The sequence below is a fragment of the Streptomyces yaizuensis genome (assembly GCF_034961445.1).
Lineage (GTDB): Bacteria > Actinomycetota > Actinomycetes > Streptomycetales > Streptomycetaceae > Streptomyces > Streptomyces yaizuensis.
Genome location: NZ_LC735414.1, coordinates 1 through 18,399, shown reverse-complemented (window position 1 = coordinate 18,399; position 18,399 = coordinate 1). Strand labels below are relative to the sequence as shown.

24 protein-coding genes are annotated in these 18,399 nt (G+C 71.8%); 9 read left to right on the top strand and 15 right to left on the bottom strand.

Annotation, left to right across the window (positions count from 1 at the left end; translation table 11 throughout):
* Positions 1-100: 100 nt before the first annotated feature.
* Entirely contained in the window at positions 101-451 is a 351-nt protein-coding gene (locus SYYSPA8_RS37190) for a hypothetical protein (protein WP_323451966.1), read from the top strand.
* A 2-nt stretch (positions 452-453) separates the two neighbouring features.
* Entirely contained in the window at positions 454-828 is a 375-nt protein-coding gene (locus SYYSPA8_RS37185) for a DUF6233 domain-containing protein (protein WP_323451965.1), read from the top strand.
* A gap of 335 nt (positions 829-1,163) precedes the next feature.
* Here SYYSPA8_RS37185 and SYYSPA8_RS37180 read toward each other — a convergent pair whose 3' ends face one another.
* From SYYSPA8_RS37180 to SYYSPA8_RS37160, 5 genes are all read right to left on the bottom strand, one after another.
* Complete coding sequence (locus tag SYYSPA8_RS37180; RefSeq protein WP_323451964.1) at positions 1,164-1,838, bottom strand: helix-turn-helix transcriptional regulator; 675 nt, start codon at positions 1,836-1,838, stop codon at positions 1,164-1,166.
* 316 nt (positions 1,839-2,154) lie between these two features.
* A complete protein-coding gene (locus SYYSPA8_RS37175) occupies positions 2,155-2,856 on the bottom strand; it encodes a zinc finger domain-containing protein (protein ID WP_323451963.1) in 702 nt (233 codons plus the stop codon).
* Positions 2,853-3,644, bottom strand: a complete 792-nt coding sequence (locus tag SYYSPA8_RS37170; RefSeq protein ID WP_323451962.1) for a helix-turn-helix transcriptional regulator — start codon at positions 3,642-3,644, stop codon at positions 2,853-2,855. The genes SYYSPA8_RS37175 and SYYSPA8_RS37170 overlap by 4 nt, the downstream gene beginning before the upstream one ends.
* 104 nt (positions 3,645-3,748) lie before the next feature.
* A complete protein-coding gene (locus SYYSPA8_RS37165) occupies positions 3,749-5,161 on the bottom strand; it encodes a hypothetical protein (RefSeq protein ID WP_323451961.1) in 1,413 nt (470 codons plus the stop codon).
* An 875-nt stretch (positions 5,162-6,036) separates the two neighbouring features.
* Positions 6,037-7,251, bottom strand: a complete 1,215-nt coding sequence (locus SYYSPA8_RS37160; protein ID WP_323451960.1) for an IS110 family RNA-guided transposase — start codon at positions 7,249-7,251, stop codon at positions 6,037-6,039.
* 162 nt (positions 7,252-7,413) lie between these two features.
* Between SYYSPA8_RS37160 and SYYSPA8_RS37155 the strand changes: the two genes are divergently transcribed.
* Complete coding sequence (locus SYYSPA8_RS37155; protein WP_323451959.1) at positions 7,414-8,034, top strand: helix-turn-helix transcriptional regulator; 621 nt, start codon at positions 7,414-7,416, stop codon at positions 8,032-8,034.
* 47 nt (positions 8,035-8,081) lie between these two features.
* Here SYYSPA8_RS37155 and SYYSPA8_RS37150 read toward each other — a convergent pair whose 3' ends face one another.
* A complete protein-coding gene (locus SYYSPA8_RS37150; protein ID WP_323451958.1) occupies positions 8,082-8,624 on the bottom strand; it encodes a hypothetical protein in 543 nt (180 codons plus the stop codon).
* 59 nt (positions 8,625-8,683) lie between these two features.
* Between SYYSPA8_RS37150 and SYYSPA8_RS37145 the strand changes: the two genes are divergently transcribed.
* Together SYYSPA8_RS37145 and SYYSPA8_RS37140 are read left to right on the top strand one after the other, a co-directional pair.
* Positions 8,684-9,031 carry a WhiB family transcriptional regulator gene (locus SYYSPA8_RS37145; protein WP_323451957.1) on the top strand — a complete coding sequence of 116 codons (348 nt, stop codon included), beginning with the start codon at positions 8,684-8,686 and terminating at the stop codon, positions 9,029-9,031.
* 171 nt (positions 9,032-9,202) lie between these two features.
* Positions 9,203-9,640, top strand: coding sequence for a hypothetical protein (locus tag SYYSPA8_RS37140; protein WP_323451956.1), 438 nt, complete (start codon positions 9,203-9,205; stop codon positions 9,638-9,640).
* A 235-nt stretch (positions 9,641-9,875) separates the two neighbouring features.
* Here the strand turns inward: SYYSPA8_RS37140 and SYYSPA8_RS37135 are convergent, their stop codons facing one another.
* Positions 9,876-10,043 carry a hypothetical protein gene (locus tag SYYSPA8_RS37135; protein ID WP_323451955.1) on the bottom strand — a complete coding sequence of 56 codons (168 nt, stop codon included), beginning with the start codon at positions 10,041-10,043 and terminating at the stop codon, positions 9,876-9,878.
* Positions 10,044-10,147: 104 nt separating this feature from the next.
* A complete protein-coding gene (locus tag SYYSPA8_RS37130; RefSeq protein WP_323451954.1) occupies positions 10,148-11,050 on the bottom strand; it encodes a plasmid pRiA4b ORF-3 family protein in 903 nt (300 codons plus the stop codon).
* Positions 11,051-11,160: 110 nt separating this feature from the next.
* On the opposite strand from SYYSPA8_RS37130, the gene SYYSPA8_RS37125 reads away from it, so the two are divergent.
* Positions 11,161-11,715: a hypothetical protein gene (locus tag SYYSPA8_RS37125; protein ID WP_323451953.1), complete on the top strand. Its 555-nt coding sequence runs from the start codon at positions 11,161-11,163 to the stop codon at positions 11,713-11,715.
* On the opposite strand, the gene SYYSPA8_RS37120 is transcribed toward SYYSPA8_RS37125, so the two are convergent.
* The gene (locus tag SYYSPA8_RS37120) at positions 11,601-12,767 is read right to left on the bottom strand and encodes a hypothetical protein (protein ID WP_323451952.1); all 1,167 of its coding nucleotides are present in this window, start codon (positions 12,765-12,767) and stop codon (positions 11,601-11,603) included. The two genes, SYYSPA8_RS37125 and SYYSPA8_RS37120, sit on opposite strands and share 115 nt — an antisense overlap.
* Before the next feature lie 306 nt (positions 12,768-13,073).
* Here SYYSPA8_RS37120 and SYYSPA8_RS37115 point away from each other — a divergent pair, with 306 nt between their 5' ends.
* The 3 genes from SYYSPA8_RS37115 (at position 13,074) to SYYSPA8_RS37105 (ending at position 14,946) form a co-directional block, all read left to right on the top strand.
* Positions 13,074-13,733, top strand: coding sequence for a hypothetical protein (locus SYYSPA8_RS37115; protein ID WP_323451951.1), 660 nt, complete (start codon positions 13,074-13,076; stop codon positions 13,731-13,733).
* A gap of 86 nt (positions 13,734-13,819) precedes the next feature.
* The gene (locus SYYSPA8_RS37110; RefSeq protein WP_323451950.1) at positions 13,820-14,656 is read left to right on the top strand and encodes a hypothetical protein; all 837 of its coding nucleotides are present in this window, start codon (positions 13,820-13,822) and stop codon (positions 14,654-14,656) included.
* 89 nt (positions 14,657-14,745) lie between these two features.
* Positions 14,746-14,946: a P-loop NTPase family protein gene (locus SYYSPA8_RS37105; protein WP_323451949.1), complete on the top strand. Its 201-nt coding sequence runs from the start codon at positions 14,746-14,748 to the stop codon at positions 14,944-14,946.
* Between the two features lie 123 nt (positions 14,947-15,069).
* Here SYYSPA8_RS37105 and SYYSPA8_RS37100 read toward each other — a convergent pair whose 3' ends face one another.
* From SYYSPA8_RS37100 to SYYSPA8_RS37075, 6 genes are all read right to left on the bottom strand, one after another.
* Positions 15,070-15,264 (bottom strand): hypothetical protein, encoded by a 195-nt coding sequence (locus tag SYYSPA8_RS37100; RefSeq protein ID WP_323451948.1) that lies wholly within the window; start codon positions 15,262-15,264, stop codon positions 15,070-15,072.
* Positions 15,257-15,421 (bottom strand): hypothetical protein, encoded by a 165-nt coding sequence (locus SYYSPA8_RS37095; protein ID WP_323451947.1) that lies wholly within the window; start codon positions 15,419-15,421, stop codon positions 15,257-15,259. Before SYYSPA8_RS37095 ends, SYYSPA8_RS37100 begins: the two co-directional genes overlap by 8 nt.
* Complete coding sequence (locus SYYSPA8_RS37090; protein WP_323451946.1) at positions 15,414-15,683, bottom strand: hypothetical protein; 270 nt, start codon at positions 15,681-15,683, stop codon at positions 15,414-15,416. Before SYYSPA8_RS37090 ends, SYYSPA8_RS37095 begins: the two co-directional genes overlap by 8 nt.
* 58 nt (positions 15,684-15,741) lie before the next feature.
* Positions 15,742-16,065, bottom strand: a complete 324-nt coding sequence (locus SYYSPA8_RS37085) for a hypothetical protein (RefSeq protein ID WP_323451945.1) — start codon at positions 16,063-16,065, stop codon at positions 15,742-15,744.
* 304 nt (positions 16,066-16,369) lie between these two features.
* Complete coding sequence (locus SYYSPA8_RS37080) at positions 16,370-17,455, bottom strand: hypothetical protein (RefSeq protein WP_323451944.1); 1,086 nt, start codon at positions 17,453-17,455, stop codon at positions 16,370-16,372.
* 5 nt (positions 17,456-17,460) lie between these two features.
* Positions 17,461-18,378 carry a ParA family protein gene (locus SYYSPA8_RS37075; protein WP_323451943.1) on the bottom strand — a complete coding sequence of 306 codons (918 nt, stop codon included), beginning with the start codon at positions 18,376-18,378 and terminating at the stop codon, positions 17,461-17,463.
* Between the last annotated feature and the right edge of the window lie 21 nt (positions 18,379-18,399).

Here is an 18,399-nt window from a genome sequence, read left to right as displayed (position 1 = left end):
CCGTGATCGCCTGGCCTCATCAAGAAGAGCGCAGGCCCGCCACGCGGAGGCGGCGGGGGTCAGCTCAAGATCGGAAATCGAACACACGTATCATTCAGTCATGGCTGACGACTACACCTTCCCGGGCGATCTCCGTGACGCGCAGGCGCGGCTCCACGAGGTGCGGGCCGAGTACGGCGCGCTGTGCCGGGAGCTGCCGTGGTCGGCCGCGCCGCTGCCCGGGTGGGAGGACGACCGCCGCCACCCCGGCTACCGCAGCAGCCGGCCGGACAGCCCCGGCTACACCCCGGACCAGGCCGCGGAGGTGGACCGGCTCCACGCTCAGATGCTGGACCTGGCGCAGCTGATCGTCACGCACAAGCACTGGAAGGGCCTGTCCGGGCCGACCCTGGTGAAGGCGCGTACGGCCCTCAAGCACGGTGCGGCGATTCCGGCCGGGGACGGCGGCTGACCGTGCCCCGGCCAGGCGCTGGCTCCGATGCCGACTGGCTTGAGCAGCTGCGCTTCCTCCGCCGGGTCCAGGCCGCGGATCTGGCGCGTACCGACCGCTGGATCGCCTCCATTGAGGCCCGCCTCGCCCGCACCCGGCCGGGGGCGGGCGAGGGGCAGTCCGGGCCGGGTGGCCGCAGCAGCACCCCGCCGCCCCCGTCAGGGTTCGTCCTTGCGTATCCGGTCGCCGGACCGGCGCTCCACACCAGCGAGTGCTGGATCCCCCTGGCCGGCAGTGACCGGCTCACCGCCGCACAGGCCCGGCAGGCAGTCGCCGACGGGGCCGAGGTGTGCGACGTGTGCCAGCCGGATCCGGCCGCCGGCACCGCCTCCGGCTGACCGGGGCGGGGCCGAGGGATTCATTGCGCTCCGTGGCACTGGGGAAGGGTCCGGCCCTTTGCGGCGGGCCAGGTGAGCCTGAGGAAGTCCATGCGGCCTCCGTAGCCGCTGATTTCGACGTGGGCGTCGGTCACCTCGTACGGCGTGCTGCCGGGCTGTTCGATCCGGGCGGAGGCGGTGGGCCAGGGGATGCCGGGCCGGTCGGGCTCGATGTGGCCGAAGAACTCCTCGTAGCTTATCTAGGGCCGCTGGTGCCCGAGAGGCATGTGAGGCAACGAGTGGGTCTGAGTACATGCCTCACGGATATCCAGGGGTTTTCAGGCACGTGCACCCTGTCAGGGACGGCGGAGGGCGGCGGCGGCCTGCTTGATGTCTGCGGCCAACTCAGGATTGTCCCGCTCCCAACGGGCCGTACGCTGTGCCCATTCGACCCGCCAGAAGGCGCGGGTGCGGTCGAGGGCCTGCGACAGCCGTTCGGCGGGGACGCCGAAGAGCGCCTGGTGCTCGGGGTTGCCGTATTCGCACGGCCCGAGCCGGGCCGGATGCCATCCGTCCCCGGTCATCCGGCCCGGCTCGATCACGGGGCGGGTGAAAAACGGGGTGTTGACCATCCAGCCCCACCCCGGTCGCTGCGGATCTGGCTCCCATCGGTCCCGGGGGCCCCGCATCTTCCCCTCGGCCTCCCCGGTGGTCTCCCACTCCCGGTACGTCTCGGGATGCCAGCCCAGCTCGCCGGAGAGCTGGGCCCGGCTCTTACCCGCTCTGACCCGCAGGTGGACGATCCGCTCGCCGTCGCCGATGTCGCACAGGTCCAGCGGATCGTCCAGACCCACGGCTCGTGCCAGGCGCGGAAGGATCTCTGCCCGGGGATGCCGGGTACCGGCCAGATAGAAGCTCACCGCCCGGTCGCTGAGGCCGGCCGCTGCCGCGATCTCCGCGACGGAGAGCCGCCGACTCTCCCGCGCGGCCCGGAGCCGCTGGCAGTCGAACCCGTAAGGGACCTCGGACACAGGGGGCCTCCCAAGACGGTCGCAGGGATGAACAAACACCCGAAGACCAGGGTATTCCTCTGTTCGTTCAGAGGGTGAACAAACACCCGGTTCGGTCGAAACAGGGTTGGCCCCAGCGTGCCTCACATGTCTTACCCTCTCGGAGGGTCCTGACCTGCGCTTTCACGCCCTCGACCCGAGATAACAGCCGCCTCGCCGCCGCTGGACGGCAGTGCCGGGCGGTGCAATTCGGGTCCGTACACGGTGATCGCCGGGCCTCCGGTGAAGGTCACGGTGGCGGTGGGCCGGGTGTCCTTGAGCTGTGGTGTCATCCGTGTCACCGCAGGGAGGCGGGGATCGCGACCGGCATGGTGCCGAGGGCGCCGAGGCGGGCGTCGACTGTGGCCTCTGCCTCCCTCTGGCGGGGGGCGTGCGGCTGCTCGGTGACCCGCCCGGACTTCGTACGGCACTCCTCCCCGGGCCCGGCCTGGCAGCTGGTGCAACTGGTCTGCCGGGCCTCGCGGACGACGGCGGCGTCCCGCTCGCGCCGGCGCCGCGCGGTGGCCGCCTTGGACTCCCAGCCGATCCCGATCCCGGTCATGTGCTCGGGGTAGGTGGTCGTCTCCTCGGCCCAGCCGCGTTCGGCCCGCTGGGCGAGGTGGACGAGCTGGGCCGCGGTGGGCACGATCGCGGGCCCCCCGTACGCCTGCCGGTCGGTGCCGCGCGCGGCCGGGCCCCACGGATCGCCCTGCTGGAACGTCGTCGCGAGCGGGACGTCGCCGGCGGTGACCCGGCCGAGGTAGCGCATCTCCTCGCCGAGCTGGCGCAGGAAGGAGGCGTGGCGGCGCAGGGCGTCGATCGCCTCCGTGAGTTCGACCGGCGTCTCGGGGACTTCGGCGGCGCGGGCGAGCTGCCGCAGCCGCAGGTCCATCGCGGCCAGCTCGGTGCCCAGTTCGTCCAGGGTGATCCTGGGGCCGGCCGCCACGGCCGACAGGTCGGTCTCCGTGCCGGTCTCGTACGTCTCGTCGTCGGCCCTCATGCGCTTCCCTCTTCGGTGTCGTAGTTCCGGAACTTCAGGCTGGTGGTGAGAAGGTGGGCGGCGGCCCGCTCCCGGTCGCCGCCGAAGACGTGGAACCAGCAGCTGGCGGCCAGCCACCCCCCGGAGAGCAGCAGGTCGACGCGGTCCTCCGCCTCGTACCCGGGGCGGATCCAGCTGGTGACGCGGCGCCAGATCCGGCCGTGCGGGATCCGGGGGTCATCGCCGTCGCGTACGGCCTCGTCGTTCGTGATGGACGCCGCCGCGAGGACGACCAGGTCCCCGAGGTGCTGCTCCGGGTCGGCGTGCTCCTCGACCGCGAGGGTCTGGATCCTGAGCCAGTCGGCCACGCCGTCGGCGCCCCTGAGGGTGGTGAGCGCGGCGACGGCCTGCTCACCGACCCCCATGAGGACCGGGACCACGGAGGTGCTGACGTCCGCGATGGTGGCGAAGTTCCGGAGGAGGTCGAGCTGGGCGCGCTCCGTGCCGGTGAGCCCGGCCACGTGGGTCTCCAGTACCTGGTTGGTCGCGAAGTCGTTGCCGACCATGAGGGAGGCGAGCTGGAGGGCGGCCATCCTGCCGCCGGCCGTGTCCCGGGGCGTGGGCTGCACCGGGATCTTGCCGTGGGAGTGGAGCCAGCCGGTGACGGCGTCCTCCGGGAACCGGGGGCTGTGGCCCGTGTCGCCCGAGGGAGCAGGGAAGTCGGGGTAGTGGCGGCGCCAGTTGGCGACGGCCGCGCGGCCGACACCGGCGCGGCGGGCGATCTCGTGCAGGGACAGGGTGGTGGACATGCGGGTCTCCCCCTCGTAGTGGGTGATGGGTGCCGGGCGGCCGCAAGGGCCGCTCCGGCGCCCGGGGCCGCACGCAAGGCGCGGCCCCGGGCGCTGGGCAGGCGTCAGCCGGTGATGGTCATCCGGGCGCCGAACAGCAGCCCCGCGCGGCCGACGGCGGCTAGGGGGGACAGGTCCCCGGTGCCGGCGGCGAGCCGGGCGGTGGGGACGGAGCCGGCCGGAGCGGTGAGGAAGATCGCGCTGCCGTGGCGGCGGGCGGCGGCCAGCCAGGCCGGGCCGGGCTTCCACGGGCTGGGCGGCTGGTACCAGCGGCCCGTGCCCCGGCGGGCGATCCACCGCAGCCGGTCACGGTTCGACGCGATCGTCCACTCCGGCAGCGCGCGGGCCTGCTCCCGGGTCAGGTCGAGCGGCGGGAGCCCGGCCGAGAGATGATCCGCGCGCCACCCCGACCATTCGTGCTCGGGCGGAGTCCCGGGCTGGAGGTAGAACACCGGAGGGCTGCCGGGCGGCTCGGTGAACACGTAGAAGTCCCCCTCCCTCGGTTCCGCCGGGACGGTGCGCTGTGCGGGGAGGTCCGCGGGGGAGACGGGCAGGCCCCGCCGGTGCCGCTCCTCGGTCAGCTGGGACCAGGACCACACACGGGTGTGCCCGCACCGTTCGTGCGTCCATACCGGCATCAGCGTCTCCTCCTCGCCCTGCGGCTGGAGCAGCACGAGCCCGAGGTGGACTTCGACCTCCCGCTCGATGTCGACCGGCCCGTCGCACAGGTGGCAGATGAGCGGGTCGGGCGCCCCCGGACCGCCGGACTTCTCCGCGTGCCGGACCAGGGCGGCGATCTCGCCGGTGCTCAGCAGCTCCCGGGCCCCCCAGGCGACGGGGAAGGCGATGAGACCCCCGCCGACAGGCCGGTACGCCTCCCCCTGAGCGACCCGGGGGCCCTCCGGCGCCTCTTTGCGGCCGCCGGACTTCTCCGTCCCGGGCGCGGGCTCCTCTTCCGGCGGGAGAACGGCCCGGACGAGGGCGGCGATCTCGTCCGCGCTCGCCCCGGCGGCCGCCCAGTGGTCGAGGACGTCGTCCAGCAGGGCGGCGGCGTCCTCGTCGGACAGTGCCTCGACGGCGGCCAGGGCCACCGCGCCGTCGCCGGATTCCCGGGCCGCCTGCGCGAGCGGGACCCAGGACCGCGTCGCCCCGGACACACGCGGGGACTGGACCGCGCCCGCGTTGAGGGACAGACCGTAGACCGCGCCCGCGAGGGCGGCCAGCGTCGGCCGGTCCGCGACGACCTGGAGCGGGACGGTCTCCTGGCAGCGCTCGCAGCCGGCCCGGCACGCGGCCACCATCCGTTCCGCGAGCCCCACGTTCACCGGCCGGCCGGCCGCGTACGGCAGCCCGGCCAGGACCGACAGGTCGAACATCGGATGCTGGTGGACCGTGCCGGTCGCGGCCGTCACCCGGGCCACCCCGGTGTTCTCGGCACGCCGCCGGTCCCGGCTCTTCTTGCGCTGACGCTTCACCACAGCAGATCACTCCTCTGGGGCGCGCGCGGTTACCCATGACCCGTGCACGCACGCGGAGTTCAGGCTGCGTGGGCAAACGGAAGATGATGCTGCGCTGCGCACTGATGCGCCCGGACCCCTTTCGGGACCCCGCGTACCTTCGCCCCACCCCCAGTCATGGGCTGGAGCGGCTTGCGGCTTGGGCCCGTGCGCGGGCCCGATGGCGTACCACCATACCCGCTCGGGAAGGCCGGGTCCCGGGAACGCCGCTGTCTTCAGCCATAAGGAGCGGGATGGCGAGAGTTACCGAAGTTGACCAAAACTGTGGCTGCTGGGGCCCGTGGGGGATAGGCGGGCGCGGTCCGGCTTGCGGGGAGAGCGCACTGCGGGGCCGGACCGCCTCCAGGGGTGGTCCGGCCCCGCAGTGGGACCTCATCCCCGCGCACGCGGGGAGCAGTTCCCCGAGCCCTGGCCGATGAGCCGGATCTCCGGGTCATCCCCGCGTGTGCGGGGAGCACGGCGCACCCCTGCCCCACCTAGGGGCCATCCCCGGACGGGCGGGGACGGGAGCCCGTGTCGAAGACCCCCACAACGGTGGGGAGGGATCCCGTGGATCTGGGCGGCCGGGCCTGCGGAGGCGGGGGTTCGGTGTGAGCCCCACCCCCGCCTCCGGTAGAGAACACTACCAGAATGATGTATGTGACGTGCGGTTGGCGGGAGTTGGGGGGTGCGGACGGACGGCCGGGTGCCGATTCCCACGGTGGGGCTCAGGGCCCAGGGGATAGATACGGGCGTGTCCCGCCCGTCCGTCCGCGAACCGGCCGCCCAGGACCCGGGGCACCCGGTGCGGGCGCGCGGCCCGCACCACCCCGGGGCCCCTGCGGCGGCCGGCGGTCTCAACGGCCCGCCGGGCCCCAGGCGGCCTCCTCGTCGTACGCCTCACCGTGCGTCAGGCAGTGGTGCAGGCACCGGGCCATCCGCGCGCCCACCGCGCGCAGGCTGGTGAAGTGCGCGCAGCCGCGTTCCCGGCGTGCCCGGTAGTACGCGGCGGCCCCCGGCGAATGCAGCAGCGAGGTCATCGCCGCCTGGGTCAGCGCCCTGCGCAGATGCCCGTTCACCGCCCGCCGCAGGGAATCACGCCGCATCGTCCCCGACGACCAGGTCACCGGGGTCACCCCCGCGTACGCGCACAGCCCGCGCACCGTGAACCGGCCGATGTCGCCGATCTCACCGAGGATCCGGGCTCCCATCGTGTCCCCCACCCCGGGAAACGACACGAGGACCGGGTAGTACGGGTGCCGGCCGAACAACACCGACACCCGCTCCGCGAGACCGTCCGCCCGGACGCACGCCTGGGTCAGCTCGTCCAGGACACTCAGCATCTCCACCTCCCGCGCCGCCTCCACCACCGGGTGAACCCGCAGCCCCCGGGACCGCAGAAACAGCAGACACAGACGTTCGGCCTCGTCAACCACGGTCCGCCACCGGCCCCCGGCCCGCAGCGCGGCCGCGAACTGCGCGCGGCTCAGTGCGGCGGCCGCGCCCGGTGACGAGGCGACCGCCAGCACGGCCCGCGCCTCACGGTGCCGGAGCCCGCGCTTGCCCCACGCGGTCACCGCAGCGGGGTGGTAGGCCGTCAGCACGGTCCGCAGCCGGTTCAGGGTCCGCGAGCGGGTCGCCACGGCCGCCGCCTGGGCGTGGGCCAGGACCCGGATCGCCCGCACCTCCGGCGACGCGAGCGCCAGCGGCCGGAACGCCCCGCCGCGCAGCATCCCCGCCAGGAGGTAGGCGTCCTCCACATCGTTCTTCCGCTCGCCGCCGGGGCTCTGCGCCTTGCGGGTACGGGCCGCGAGCGTCGCGTCCACGTGCACCACGGTCATGCCCCGGGCGAGCATGTCTTCCACGATCAGCAGCGACGGGTCCTCGATCGCGGTCGGCACGCCGCGCCACAGTCTGCTGTGGCGCTGGAGGAACGCCAGGTACTCGCCGACCGGGTCGGTGTTGCCGGCGCGGGTGATGCGGCAGTGCCCGAGGCGGGTCCCGTCGCGGTGGACCACGGCGCAGTCCAGCCAGCCGTCCGACCAGTCGATCCCCGCGTACACCGTCGCCATGGCCGTGCCCCTCCAGGGGGTTCAGTCGGTCGGATCCGGGCGCGACCCGGTCCCGGACGAACACCGAAGGGTCAGCGCCTACTCTTTTATGGTCGTGAACCCTACCAGTGGTGGGGCGGTGCCGTACGCGGCCCAACGAGCCGAGAGAATCAGGGAGTACAGATGGCCGTGCTGACAGTGACCCGGGGATGGGACGTGCGCGAGGCACCGGATGACACACCCGCGCAGTACGTCGCGAGAGGGACGTGGCCCGACGCCGTCCTCAGCGAGACGGCCCCGCCCAGCGCCCACATCGCCCAGGCCGTCGCCCGCCGCCTGCGCGACGTCCTGCACGCCGAGGCCATGAGCGGCCGGGAGGCCGCACGCGCGGTCGGGATCAGCCACGTCACCATCGGCCGCATCCTCAAAGGCGACGGCCTGCCCGACGCCCGGACCGTCTTCCTCCTCGAAGTCGCACTCAGGCACTCCGTGTGGCCCGTCGACTTCCACCAGGACTACCGGCTCCGCGTGCTGGACGAGAACGGCCCGCAGCCCGGCGCCTACCCGGCCGGCGCGCAGCCCGACCTCCCCGACCGGCCCGTCACCACCCCCGCCACCCGCGTCATCCTGCGCGGCATGGCCGCCGGCCAGACCCACGCCGAGATCGGCGCCGAGATCGGCATCAACCCCCGCACCGTCGGAAAACGCCTCGCGAACGTGTACGACGCCCTGGACATCCCCCCGGGCGACACCTTCCGCCTCGGACTCTGGTGGGCCTCCAGCGCGGAACGCCTCAAAGACTGAAAGCCTTTGCGGTTTTGCTCCCGGAAAATGTAGGGGGTGCCCCGGCTTCAGGCGGGAGGGGCGAGCGTCGTCACGCCGACGGTGAAGAACATGTGGGGTTCGATCTGCATCGGGTACACCCGCCCCGTCGACTCGTCCACGAACACTGGCGGCGCGTCCGCCGGCCACGGCCGCGACGGCGACCGCACCGTGCCGCACAGCACCTGCACCGCGCCGTCGTCCCTCCTGGGCTGGGTGTCCACCTCGGCGAGCCACGGCACCCCGACGTGCACCCAGCGGCCCGGCCCGTCGCACACCCACGATTCGAGCGCCCACCCGTCCGCCCCGGCCCCGAGCTCCACTGCCTCCATCCCGCGCCACAGCGCGGCCAGGGCCCGGCGCGCGGCCACGTCTGCGGTACGGACGCTCAGCGCGGCCGCGAACCCGTGACCCGACTGCTCCCGGGTCACGGTGCAGTGCCACGCCGGGCCCTGATCCACCACCAGGGCGGCATCAGCGTCCGGCCGGCCGCCGGTCAGGGGGGTGAGGCGGGAGACCGCCGGGGACACATCCAGGTGATCGGCGGCCGCTGGGGCGTGCGCGAGCGTCATGACGGCACGGTACCGGCACCGCAGGGCGGGATGCTCAATCCGTACGTACGCTCGGATATATGATCAATGACTCCATCACGGACATTCTGTGCGACGGGAGGGTCAGCACCGAACGCCAGGCCCTCCACCACGCCATCAGCGCGCTGCCCCGCTCCTACCGCCTGCCCTGCTGGATCGAACCCGACCGCTGGTTCTCCACCGTCGGCGCAGTCCGCCTCTCCGCCATCCGCGACTGCCAGGACTGCCCCGTCCGCGAACACTGCCTTGCAACCGCCCTCGCCGAAGGCGAGACCTGGGGCGTTTGGGGCGGCCGCGCCTTTCCCATCACCCAGCCGAAGCCAAAACGGAAACCGCCAGCGCAGCGAACGCGCTACCGAGCGAAAGCGCACACGTTGTCGAAGGCATGACCCCACTCGATCAATCGCGTCCGCAAACGTCCCCCTCACAGGGGATGGTTCGTAACCGATGCGCAACCAGCCGCATCCTGCGGCACCCGCCCATGGTTGTATACCCGAGAGGACACCGCGCCTCGGTCTGGCGGGCCGACTGCCTGCTCCACCCCTCTATCCCCCCGGGTGATGAGCACTGCCAAAGGGCGTCGGCCCGCCACCGCCCTCCCTTGGCTGGAGGCCACGATGACTCAGCACCGCGCCGACTGGCTCGCATCCGCCGCCGGCCTCGAATGCCCGTGCACCTCCCCCGACGAAGACGACTGCGGGGTGTGCGGGGAGAACTGCTCCTGCCACTGGGTCCGCTTGCGCGCGCTACCGGGCGTCGTCCTCACTTACGAGAACCAGTACCGACCCGGGTCCTCTCCCGGCGTCTGGCTGACCTCCGGCCGGGCCTGGACCATCACCACCCTCGCCACCATGGGAGACCTCGCCACCCGGGTGCTGCGGGACACCCTGGCTCAGGTCGACTCCGACGACGCCTACGAGTGGCGCGTCCTCGTCTGGGACGGCCGGCACCGCTTCGGCGACGCGGTCGTCCGCACCGAAGAGGAGCTGACCCCGTGAGTACCGCCCCCGCGCTCCGCAAACAGGGCAACGTCCTCTGATCCCGTCCGTTGACCGTCACGTTCAAACGGAAGTACCAGAAGGTGTTTCGGGCGAAACACCTTCCTGGCTCATGAACAAGCCGTCCTTGCCTAACATGCCTGCACTCATGATCAGTGTCCTGAGCTGCGCAAAGAAGCTCCGCCGCTCTAGGTAGCACGCGTGGCGGCTTTTGGGCTCACCTTGGCTGGATGCCTCACAGTTCCGCAGTGCCGCCGCCCAGCAGGTACACCGTCACCGGACAGTTGCAGTCGCCCATGTAGTCCCCGCACCCCGGACAGGCCGCGCAGTATCGGTTCCCGCACCCGCAGTACGGCGCGCACGCAACCGCCTCGCCGTCCCCGGCGTCATCCTCGTCGTCCATACCCCGACGATCGGCCCCGACCGGCGCACGCGCCTCCCGGCCAGCGCCATTCCAGGCCCCCCCGTCCCCGACCGTCGGCCTGCACAGGACACGCCCCGGGCGGGTCAGTCGCTGCGCCGAAGAGCCTTCAGCACCAAGGGACGGGACATCGCGCCACGGACACGTTCGGCGAGTTCGTTGGCGCTGGCGCCGGTCCTCGCCTGCTCGGCCCGCAACGAGGCGCCCAGCAGGGCGCGGGCCTTCTCGACCTGATCGAGCGCGTCCAGGACGGAGTCGACGGCGTCCGTGACGCCGGGGGGCGACTCGGGCGTGGTCAACGTCTTGACCACTTCAGCGGCGGGCCCGGGGAGGTCCGGCTTCACCGCTGCCCCGGCCTGGGGGTGGTCAACGTCTTGACCGGCCGTCGCGGATTCGCCCGGATACCGGTAGCCGGAGAGATCGACAACTGCCCGCTGCCACGGAGCGGGCTCGGGGTAGCCGATGGACCCCGGGTCGGACAGGCCGCGGTTGACCTCGTCGCGGTCGAAGCGTGCCGGGTCGTACCTGTGCAGCCCCCACTCGCGCAGCTCGCGATAGCGGGGACCCTTGCGCGCCCGGATCGCCCGCAGCGTGCGTTCGTACCCGAGCGGACCGCCGCAGTCCTCGGGCGGGCAGGCCCGGCGGCCGGCACTGCACCTGGGGTAGCAGGTGCTCGGGGCGGGCCGGTGAATTTTCTCCACGATGATGTGGTGGGTCCAGTGGTCACCGAAGTCGTACACGTACCCCGCGCCGCTGCCTACTTCGGGCAGCACCTCGGCCACCGTGTGGGCGGAGGGCTCGTGGCCGTTGTGCCCGTACGTCTCCCACTGGGCGCCGAACTCGTACAGATGGGCGTCGTCCCACCCCATGGCGACCTGGATGACGGCATGCAGCCCGGACAGCGGAGTGCGCGAGTGGACGTGGATACGCCGCCACACCACCGGCTCGATATCCGGCATCGACACTCGAAGTTGGTGCACCGTCTCCACGGGGCCAACCGTATCGGCAGGGGCCAACACACCGCCATCTGCGGCTCCTGGCAGACTTCTTCCCAGCATCCCCCCGTACGGCCCGACCGGACCACCGAGAGGACAGCCCGATGACCGGACCCGACTGCACCGAGGCGTACGCCGCCGTGGAGAAGGCGTCGGCCTCCCGCCGCTCGCTGTACGCGCCGAGCATCCTGGAGCACGCGGCACGGCTGCTCACGACCCTGTGGTCTGCCGGCGAGCAGCACGGCATCACCCCGGACGACTGGAAGCGGACGACCGACCTGGCGGGCGGCACGCTCGACGTCGTCGCCCGCCCGTACGAGTACGAGAGCACCCTCACGCCCGAGCGCACCGTCGAACAGATCATCTCCCTACAGGGCCACCTCGTAGCAGCTCTGAAGGAACTCGGGATCACCGCCCGCCTCGGTGACGCGGGCGTCATCGTCGGGCGCGGCCCCGACACCCCGCCCGGCGGCTACCACGGCGACGCCGACATCGACGTCCGCATCCACAGCGACGGCGGCTGGGCGTTCGCGGCCGCCGCCCCCTACGCGTCCGTCATGCCGATCGTCGCCCCGGCCTCCGAGGCCGGGGCATCGGAAGTCGCCGGGATAGTCGCGGCCTTCGTGCGCGGCGAACTCGGCAACGTCCTGCGCCGCTGATCACCCGGCGGTCCCACCGGCGCCCTTCCCGGCTCGCCGCTGCTCGCCGCGCCCCGGCCGCCGGGCCGTGCCGGTTGCTCCAGGTCGTCGTCGGCGAAAGGGCTGGGGGAGAGGCTGACGCCGTCGGCGGTGAGCCGGGGGGCGAGGTGGGCGAGCCCGGGGTGGAGTTCGGCGACTGAGCGTACGACCCGGCGGGGTTCGGTGTCCGCGGTGAGGGGTTTGCCGTAGCGGGAGGTGAGCAGCGGTCCGGTGCCGGGTCCGCTGTGGGGCTGGCGGTGGGCGCGGTGGGGTCGGTAGCTGTTCAGGGCTTCGACGGCTTCGGGGGGCCATTCCCAGGGGGTGCGGTCGAACCAGCCGCCTTTGACCGGGACGCGGGAGACGGTGCGGTGCTGCTCCGGGTAGGTGCGGTCGATGTGGAGGCCGCAGACCTGCCCGGGGCGGAGCCGGGCGAGGAGGAGGTAGAGGAGGAGGCGGTCGCGGGGGGTGGCCCAAAGGTCGGCGGCGGAGCGCAGCATGCCGGCTTCGCGGAGGGTGAGGGTGATCCGGCGGGGGAGGTCGCTGGTGGCGGGTGGCCGGATCGCGGTGACGGGGTTGCCGGGGACGATGCGCCAGGTCCGGGCGTGCTCGTAGAAGGCGTAGAGGGCGGCTCGGCGCCGCGCCCGGGACCGGGCGGCGCCCGTCTTCCACTGGTTGAGCCAGGTGTCGACGTGCAGGGGGGTGGCCTCCCAGATCAGCGGCCCGGCGAAGGGGATCCAGCCGAGCGGCGGCGGGGGCCGGTCGAACGGTACGGCGGCGCGGGCGGCGGTGTCGCGGGCGAGCCGCCAGTCGGCGAGCTTGATGAGGTCGAGGGAGTAGCCGTCGGGGGTGAGCTGGCCGAGGTCGCGCCGATAGTTCTCGGCGGACTCGGGGCCGTAGGTCCGGTCGGCGCCGTATATCTTGCCGGTGGCGAGCCAGTCCTCACGCACGGCGTACGGGTCGGGGCCCGGTGCGCCGTGCTGCTCGACCGCGTGCTGCCGGACGGGCCCTCCGTGCCGGTCCGGGCCGTCGGCCATGGTCTTTCACCCCTGCATCTCTATGTCGGATAACGGGCGGCACACCACCCACTGACCTGCTGGGTGGTCACGGTACCGGGAAATGTGCGGGAGGGGGCCGCGCGTGTGCGGGCCGGGAAGGGGTGTGCCGCCCGTTATCCGACATAGAACAGGTAGCTGGCCGGGCCTCATGAAACTGCCGTACCCGCGACCCTTGATCGCCTCCCAGACACGCCGGAAGAGGCGTCGCCAAGGTGAGCCCGAAAGCCGCCGCCGGGGAGGCCGAAACCTGCCCGCCCGGCCTGCGGCGGGCGGCATAGTGCACAGGTGACCGTGACACCGAACCGCTCGGACCTGCCCGCCCGCCGGCGCCGCCACGCGCGGCTGATCGCCGCCCTCACCGAACTGATCGGCGCGTGTGCCGAAGCGGCGCGCGCGGTGTACTGGCCACTCGCCACCGCCCCGCCCGGCCAGGATGCCGTGACGGTCGACCTCATGCCGCTCAAGAAGCTCTCCCGCAGCGCGCCCCTCCTGCTGGACCACGCCCGCGGTGAGGACCGGGCCCGGTGGCCCACCGCCGTCGCACGGGAGCAGGAAGCCGCCGCGCGCACCGACGCCGCGCGGCACGTCGTGGCGCGGGCACAGGACTTCCTGAAGGGGCCTCCCGGGCCGCCCGGTGCCGTGCCGCTGCCGACGGCGGAGCACGCTGCCGCAGCGGAACTGATCAGTGCGGGCGACGAGGTCGCCGCGTCATGGCGGCGCGACCCCGAGCAGGCCGTCGCCCTGGTGCGCGAACTGGCGGCCGCCGGCGAACTCTCCGTGGACGAAATCCTCGACGCGGCGGTCGAGTCCACCATGCTGACCGGGCTGGTGGCGCTCAACGACGCCCCCGACGCGCCCGACCCGAGTGCTGCGGCGGAACGGTGCGTGAGAGCCACCCCCTACCTGGCCCTGGCCGTGACCCTGGCATCCGTCGACCTGGACTGACCGGCACGGGAGCCTGCCCACCCCCTTCCGGGACGTACGGCACCCCGGGTTGGCCCCGCCAGCGGGGGCAGCCAGAATCACTGTCCATGAACGAAACCCACTGGACGGCGATATCCGCCGTGGCGACGGCGTGCGCGTTCGGCGTCGTCGCCTGGCAGTCCGCCCTCACCCGCCGGGCCCTGAAGGTCTCGCAAGCCGCCCTGCGCATCTCCCAATCGGCCCTCCAGACCTCCCAGACCGTCGCCCTGGACACAGCCCGCTCCCGCCTCGACGCCGGCGCCCCCCAGGTCACCGTCCGCCTCATTCCTCCCGTGTGGCCGCCGCTCGCGGCCTCGGTGACCGGCGGCATGCCGGTCGACCCCTGGCCCTCTGGGCACTCCTGGCACTTCCCCCAAGACCAGCACCACAGCATCGTCCTCCAGGCCGCAGTCGTGGTGGAGAACCATTCCGGCTGGCCCGTCCAGGCCGCTTTCGACGGGGATCTGATCGTCTCCACGGGCACGGACCTGCGCATCACCCCAGCACCGACACCGGTCATCGTGCCCGGCCGCGACTCCTCCGGCACCCCGGGCACCATCCGGGTCTACCTCCAGAAGACGTTCACCATCCTCCAGCTCTCCGAGAACCACGACGCCCACGAGAACGACCGGCAGCTCCCGCACCGCGTCACCGGCACCGTCACCGTCCACGACGACCGCGACAACGGCACCGAGGACACCTGGAACCTCCTGCTGACCGGACACCCCGTCACACCCAACCCGGACCGGGGCAGTGTGTGGTTCGTCGTCCCGGAAGACATCAACGGGCGCTCGGGGCTGCGGAGCCTCACCTACGATCTCCTCCCGCCCCGCGAACGCGCCTACTGGGTCTCCCGCCGACGCCGAACCGCCCTGGACGAGGCCCCTCCCAGGCAGGTCGGGTAGCCCGGCATGCCGACATTCCAGGATCGGCACCGCACTGCCGGTACCCACACGTACCCTGTCGAGGCAACCACTTCCGAGAGGGTATTGACATGAGCGCTCAGGAACACGGCCTCGTTCCGTCAGTCGCGGGAGGTCTGGACAAGACCGTCGTAGAGGTTGAGCTGGAGCCGTTGCTGGCCCCCACCCACGAGCGTGTGCAGCTACTCGACCTGGACTCTCAGCCGTCTCTTTCGAGTATCCCGGAGATGAACACGTACAAGCCGATCATCATCGACACCCCGGGGTTCTAGGCGAACCCGGACCGCCGCGTCCTGACGCCCCCACCTGGGCGGTGCCCGGCCTCAGCTCGGCGGCGATGCCGCGGTACGCCCTCCATCTCCGCCCACGCGAAGACCATGGTCCGCAGGACGGGGTCAGCGGAGGGCGGGGGTCAGGACATGCGCTACGAGGATGGACGCCCAGCCGAGGACGATGCACACCGACAGGGTGACGGCGCTCATCAGTGCCATCGTCCGGCGCAGAGGGGTCCGCGGGGTCAGGGCGTAGGCGCCCCTGAGGGAGGGGTGGGAGGGACGGCGGCCCTGGTGCGGGATGAAGTCGTCAGCCATGGCCTCCCCCGGTAAGCAGGGTTGCTGCGGCCACGGCCAGGATGGTGCCGGACGTGCACGCGGCGAGTACGTACGCCGTGGTGACGGCGGTGGTCTCCAGGATGGTGCCGTACCGGTCCCACCAGGCGAGGAAGGGCAGGGGGGCGCGTTCACGCATGTGGTGTCTCCGCCGGGGCGGGCTGGTGCGGGGCGCGGGGGCGGACCATCGTCGGGTCGGCGCCGTACTCATCCGCGTAGAACGGTTCGCGGGGGCGGGCGCGGGGCGCCGGCGGGGTGGGCCGGGTCATGCAGCGTTCGGCGCGCTCGATCCGGCGGGAGATGCGTACGGCGGCGGCGAGCCCGAGGCCCAGTCCGCACGCGAAGATGACGCCGAGTCCGAAGGCCAGCGCGGCGGTCAGTGCATATGCGGAAGCGTCCATAGCGCAAGGGTCACCCCGGCGCACGAGGGGCGCAGCCGTACGGGGTCCGAACGTGTCGTCAGGGGGACGTGGGCGTGTCGCTGCTGGTCAGGGCATGCGCGAGGCGTGTCGTCAGGTGGCAGGCGTTGCCGCGCAGGACGGTCGCGACGCCCGCGACGGTGGTGTGGTCGGTGTCCCGGTTGAGGGCGGCGTGGAGAAGGACGGCCGCGGTTTCGGCGGCGAGGCCGGCGTAGCGGATGTCGTCGGCGGCTTCGGGCGGACGCTGCCGGGTGGTGGAGAGTTTGATGACGGCGTCGCGCATGGATTCGAGGCTCTGGATGAGCAGGGCGAGATCGGCGTTGAGGGGGACCGCGACACCGGTCAGGGATGTGGGGGTGTTCATGGAAGGGGTGCCGTCCGGAAGAGGCTGTGGAGGGCCAGGGACAGGGCACGGAGGGGGCCGAACTCGGCGTGCGCGAGGGCGGCCGTCACCTTCGGATCCGGGAGCGGGGCAGGGGGGATCAAGACATGCCTGTGGCTGCCCGGGATCAGGGCGGTAGGGGTTTGGGTGCTCATGAGCCGATTGTGCCCTGTGGCGGGCTGTGAGGGCCCGTGCCGTGCCGGGAGGGCGAGGCCCAGCGGCATGGGGGTGCCCCCGGCGCCGGGGTGGCGGCCGGGGGCACCCGGAAGACAATTTGTCTTCGGACCTACTTCTTCTTGCGGGCGGCGCCCTGGCGTTCCTTGAGCTGGGCCTCGTAGCGGTCGAGCAGGGTCCGGGACTCCTTGATCATTGTCGCGAGCTGCTTAGGCTCGGCGGTGGCGAGCTGGTCGCCGAGCGGCTTGAGCCAGAGGGCTGCCCACTCCTTCGGCGTCGGGTCCGGCTTCGGGTCCTTCGCCAGTTCTGCGGTCTCCTTGGTGCCGGCCTTGAGGTAGCTCAGCTGGACCGCCGCCTGCACCAGGGCGCGGGCGCTGGTCGAGCCCGCCTTCTCGGCCCTTTCCCAGGTCGCCAGGACGGCTTCCGCTCCGGCCTGATGCCCAGCCTCGACCTCTTCGGGTGTGTGCTTCTTCGGGTCGAGGCCGCCGCCCAGGGCCTTGTAGACGCGCTCCAGGGCGCGCACCGGCCCTTCGCGCAGTTCCTTCGCGGTGACATCTCTCAGGATGTCGATGATCGGCAGAGCTCGGATGCACTTGTTGACGTAGTCCGCGCCGTACCCGAGCTGCTTTTTGCAGTAGTCATCGAAGGACTCGAACTTGCGCTCCGGGTCCTTGTTCCACAGCTCCTCCTCCCGGATCGGGAGGGCCGCCCAGCCGATGTAGCGGACCTTCTCCCGGTAGGTGAGTTCCTGGAGCAGCGCGAGGTTGCGGTCCGCGCCCGAGATGATGGTCTCGTAATGCTCCAGCTGCTCGGCCGGAGTCGCCTCCGCCGGAGGGTGGACCATCTCGGGCAGCCTGGGAAGCAGCCGCACGCGCTGGGCGGCCAGGACCTCCCTGGAGCCAGCGAAGACGAGTTCGGTCGACGCGGGAGCAGACGGCGGTTCTGCGGCCGCCTCGTCGGGCTCCTGGTGCACGGTCTCGGAGATTACCTCGCCCTCGATCATCTCCGGCGGGGCATCCGGGGCCCGCTGGTCGGGCACGGCGGCCTCGGGGGCCACGTCGTCGACCGGCTCGGCGGGCGGCCACGACGCATCGACCGGTTCGATCGGCGGTGCCTCTTCGACCACCGGGGCCTCGACCACTGGGGCCTTGTTCCGGAGGTTGCTAACGATGCTGGAGAGACCCTGCTGACGGCCCATGCGTGTCACGACTTACCTGCCTTCATGTTGCGGGGCCGGCGCTGCTGCACGCGGTTCGCGAGTACCTGTTCCATCTCCTGGACGCGAGGGCCCAGGAGGCTGATGCCGAGTTCCAGACCGAGCCGGTAGAAGTCCAGCGCGGCGTTGAGTTCCATTCGGTTCTGCTTGTACTGGGTGCACAGGATCCCGTACATGGAAGCGTTGCTGTGCACCTTGAAATGCCGGATCGTGCTGTTGGCCCGGGGCCAGCCGTTGTCATCGATGAACGTGATCGCGGCATCTCGGTCGGGGTGCTTCTCGTGCGAACCGTCGCGGGGCTCCCAGTTGTTCACCACCACGATGAACTTGGCGCCAAGGGGCTTGAGGACGTACTCGATCGTCTCGAACGTCGGCTCCCATGACATGGGCTCACTCTCCATCGGCACGATGACGGTGTGAGCCTGCTTGAACAGCGCCCGCATGAGAACCGCTGTCCAGCTGTCCTTTCTGAGCGCCTTGTCGTTCGTCAGCTCCATCCAGCCGGGCGTGTCCACGAACACGTGCTGGTAGGGCAGTTCGCGCAGGTAGTTTATGTCGTCCAGCGTCTTGACGAAGTTTGCCGGGGCGCTGCCCGGAACCGGTACGGGTTCCTGATCGAGGCCAAGGAGCACTGTCGGGCCCAGGTCGAGGCTAGGGCTCGGGATCAGGTGGCGGGGCATCCCTGGGACAGGGGAAGCCGAGTGCCCGTCGAGTTCGAGCTGCATGTAGTCGAAGGGCTTCTTGTCAACCCGGTTCATCCAGAACCCGAGCGACCCCTGAGGGTCAGCGGAGAGGGCCGCGACGGAGGGTGCTCCGGTCTCGGGGTCGGCGCCGAGAGTCTCGGCGGTTACTGCGGACAGCTGGGCGACGACGGTGGATTTACCCACGCCACCCTTGCGGTTCACGATGAGATGAACTCTCGCCAT

Bases quoted from the DNA above. Each gene is read 5' to 3' on its own strand.
- SYYSPA8_RS37190 (WP_323451966.1), top strand. From the start codon at position 101: ATGGCTGACGACTACACCTTCCCGGGCGATCTCCGTGACGCGCAGGCG.
- SYYSPA8_RS37175 (WP_323451963.1), bottom strand. From the start codon at position 2,856: ATGAGGGCCGACGACGAGACGTACGAGACCGGCACGGAGACCGACCTG.
- SYYSPA8_RS37170 (WP_323451962.1), bottom strand. From the start codon at position 3,644: ATGTCCACCACCCTGTCCCTGCACGAGATCGCCCGCCGCGCCGGTGTC.
- SYYSPA8_RS37160 (WP_323451960.1), bottom strand. From the start codon at position 7,251: ATGGCGACGGTGTACGCGGGGATCGACTGGTCGGACGGCTGGCTGGAC.
- SYYSPA8_RS37155 (WP_323451959.1), top strand. From the start codon at position 7,414: ATGGCCGTGCTGACAGTGACCCGGGGATGGGACGTGCGCGAGGCACCG.
- SYYSPA8_RS37150 (WP_323451958.1), bottom strand. From the start codon at position 8,624: ATGACGCTCGCGCACGCCCCAGCGGCCGCCGATCACCTGGATGTGTCC.
- SYYSPA8_RS37145 (WP_323451957.1), top strand. From the start codon at position 8,684: ATGATCAATGACTCCATCACGGACATTCTGTGCGACGGGAGGGTCAGC.
- SYYSPA8_RS37140 (WP_323451956.1), top strand. From the start codon at position 9,203: ATGAGCACTGCCAAAGGGCGTCGGCCCGCCACCGCCCTCCCTTGGCTG.
- SYYSPA8_RS37135 (WP_323451955.1), bottom strand. From the start codon at position 10,043: ATGGACGACGAGGATGACGCCGGGGACGGCGAGGCGGTTGCGTGCGCG.
- SYYSPA8_RS37125 (WP_323451953.1), top strand. From the start codon at position 11,161: ATGACCGGACCCGACTGCACCGAGGCGTACGCCGCCGTGGAGAAGGCG.
- SYYSPA8_RS37120 (WP_323451952.1), bottom strand. From the start codon at position 12,767: ATGGCCGACGGCCCGGACCGGCACGGAGGGCCCGTCCGGCAGCACGCG.
- SYYSPA8_RS37110 (WP_323451950.1), top strand. From the start codon at position 13,820: ATGAACGAAACCCACTGGACGGCGATATCCGCCGTGGCGACGGCGTGC.
- SYYSPA8_RS37105 (WP_323451949.1), top strand. From the start codon at position 14,746: ATGAGCGCTCAGGAACACGGCCTCGTTCCGTCAGTCGCGGGAGGTCTG.
- SYYSPA8_RS37100 (WP_323451948.1), bottom strand. From the start codon at position 15,264: ATGGCTGACGACTTCATCCCGCACCAGGGCCGCCGTCCCTCCCACCCC.
- SYYSPA8_RS37095 (WP_323451947.1), bottom strand. From the start codon at position 15,421: ATGCGTGAACGCGCCCCCCTGCCCTTCCTCGCCTGGTGGGACCGGTAC.
- SYYSPA8_RS37090 (WP_323451946.1), bottom strand. From the start codon at position 15,683: ATGGACGCTTCCGCATATGCACTGACCGCCGCGCTGGCCTTCGGACTC.
- SYYSPA8_RS37085 (WP_323451945.1), bottom strand. From the start codon at position 16,065: ATGAACACCCCCACATCCCTGACCGGTGTCGCGGTCCCCCTCAACGCC.
- SYYSPA8_RS37080 (WP_323451944.1), bottom strand. From the start codon at position 17,455: ATGGGCCGTCAGCAGGGTCTCTCCAGCATCGTTAGCAACCTCCGGAAC.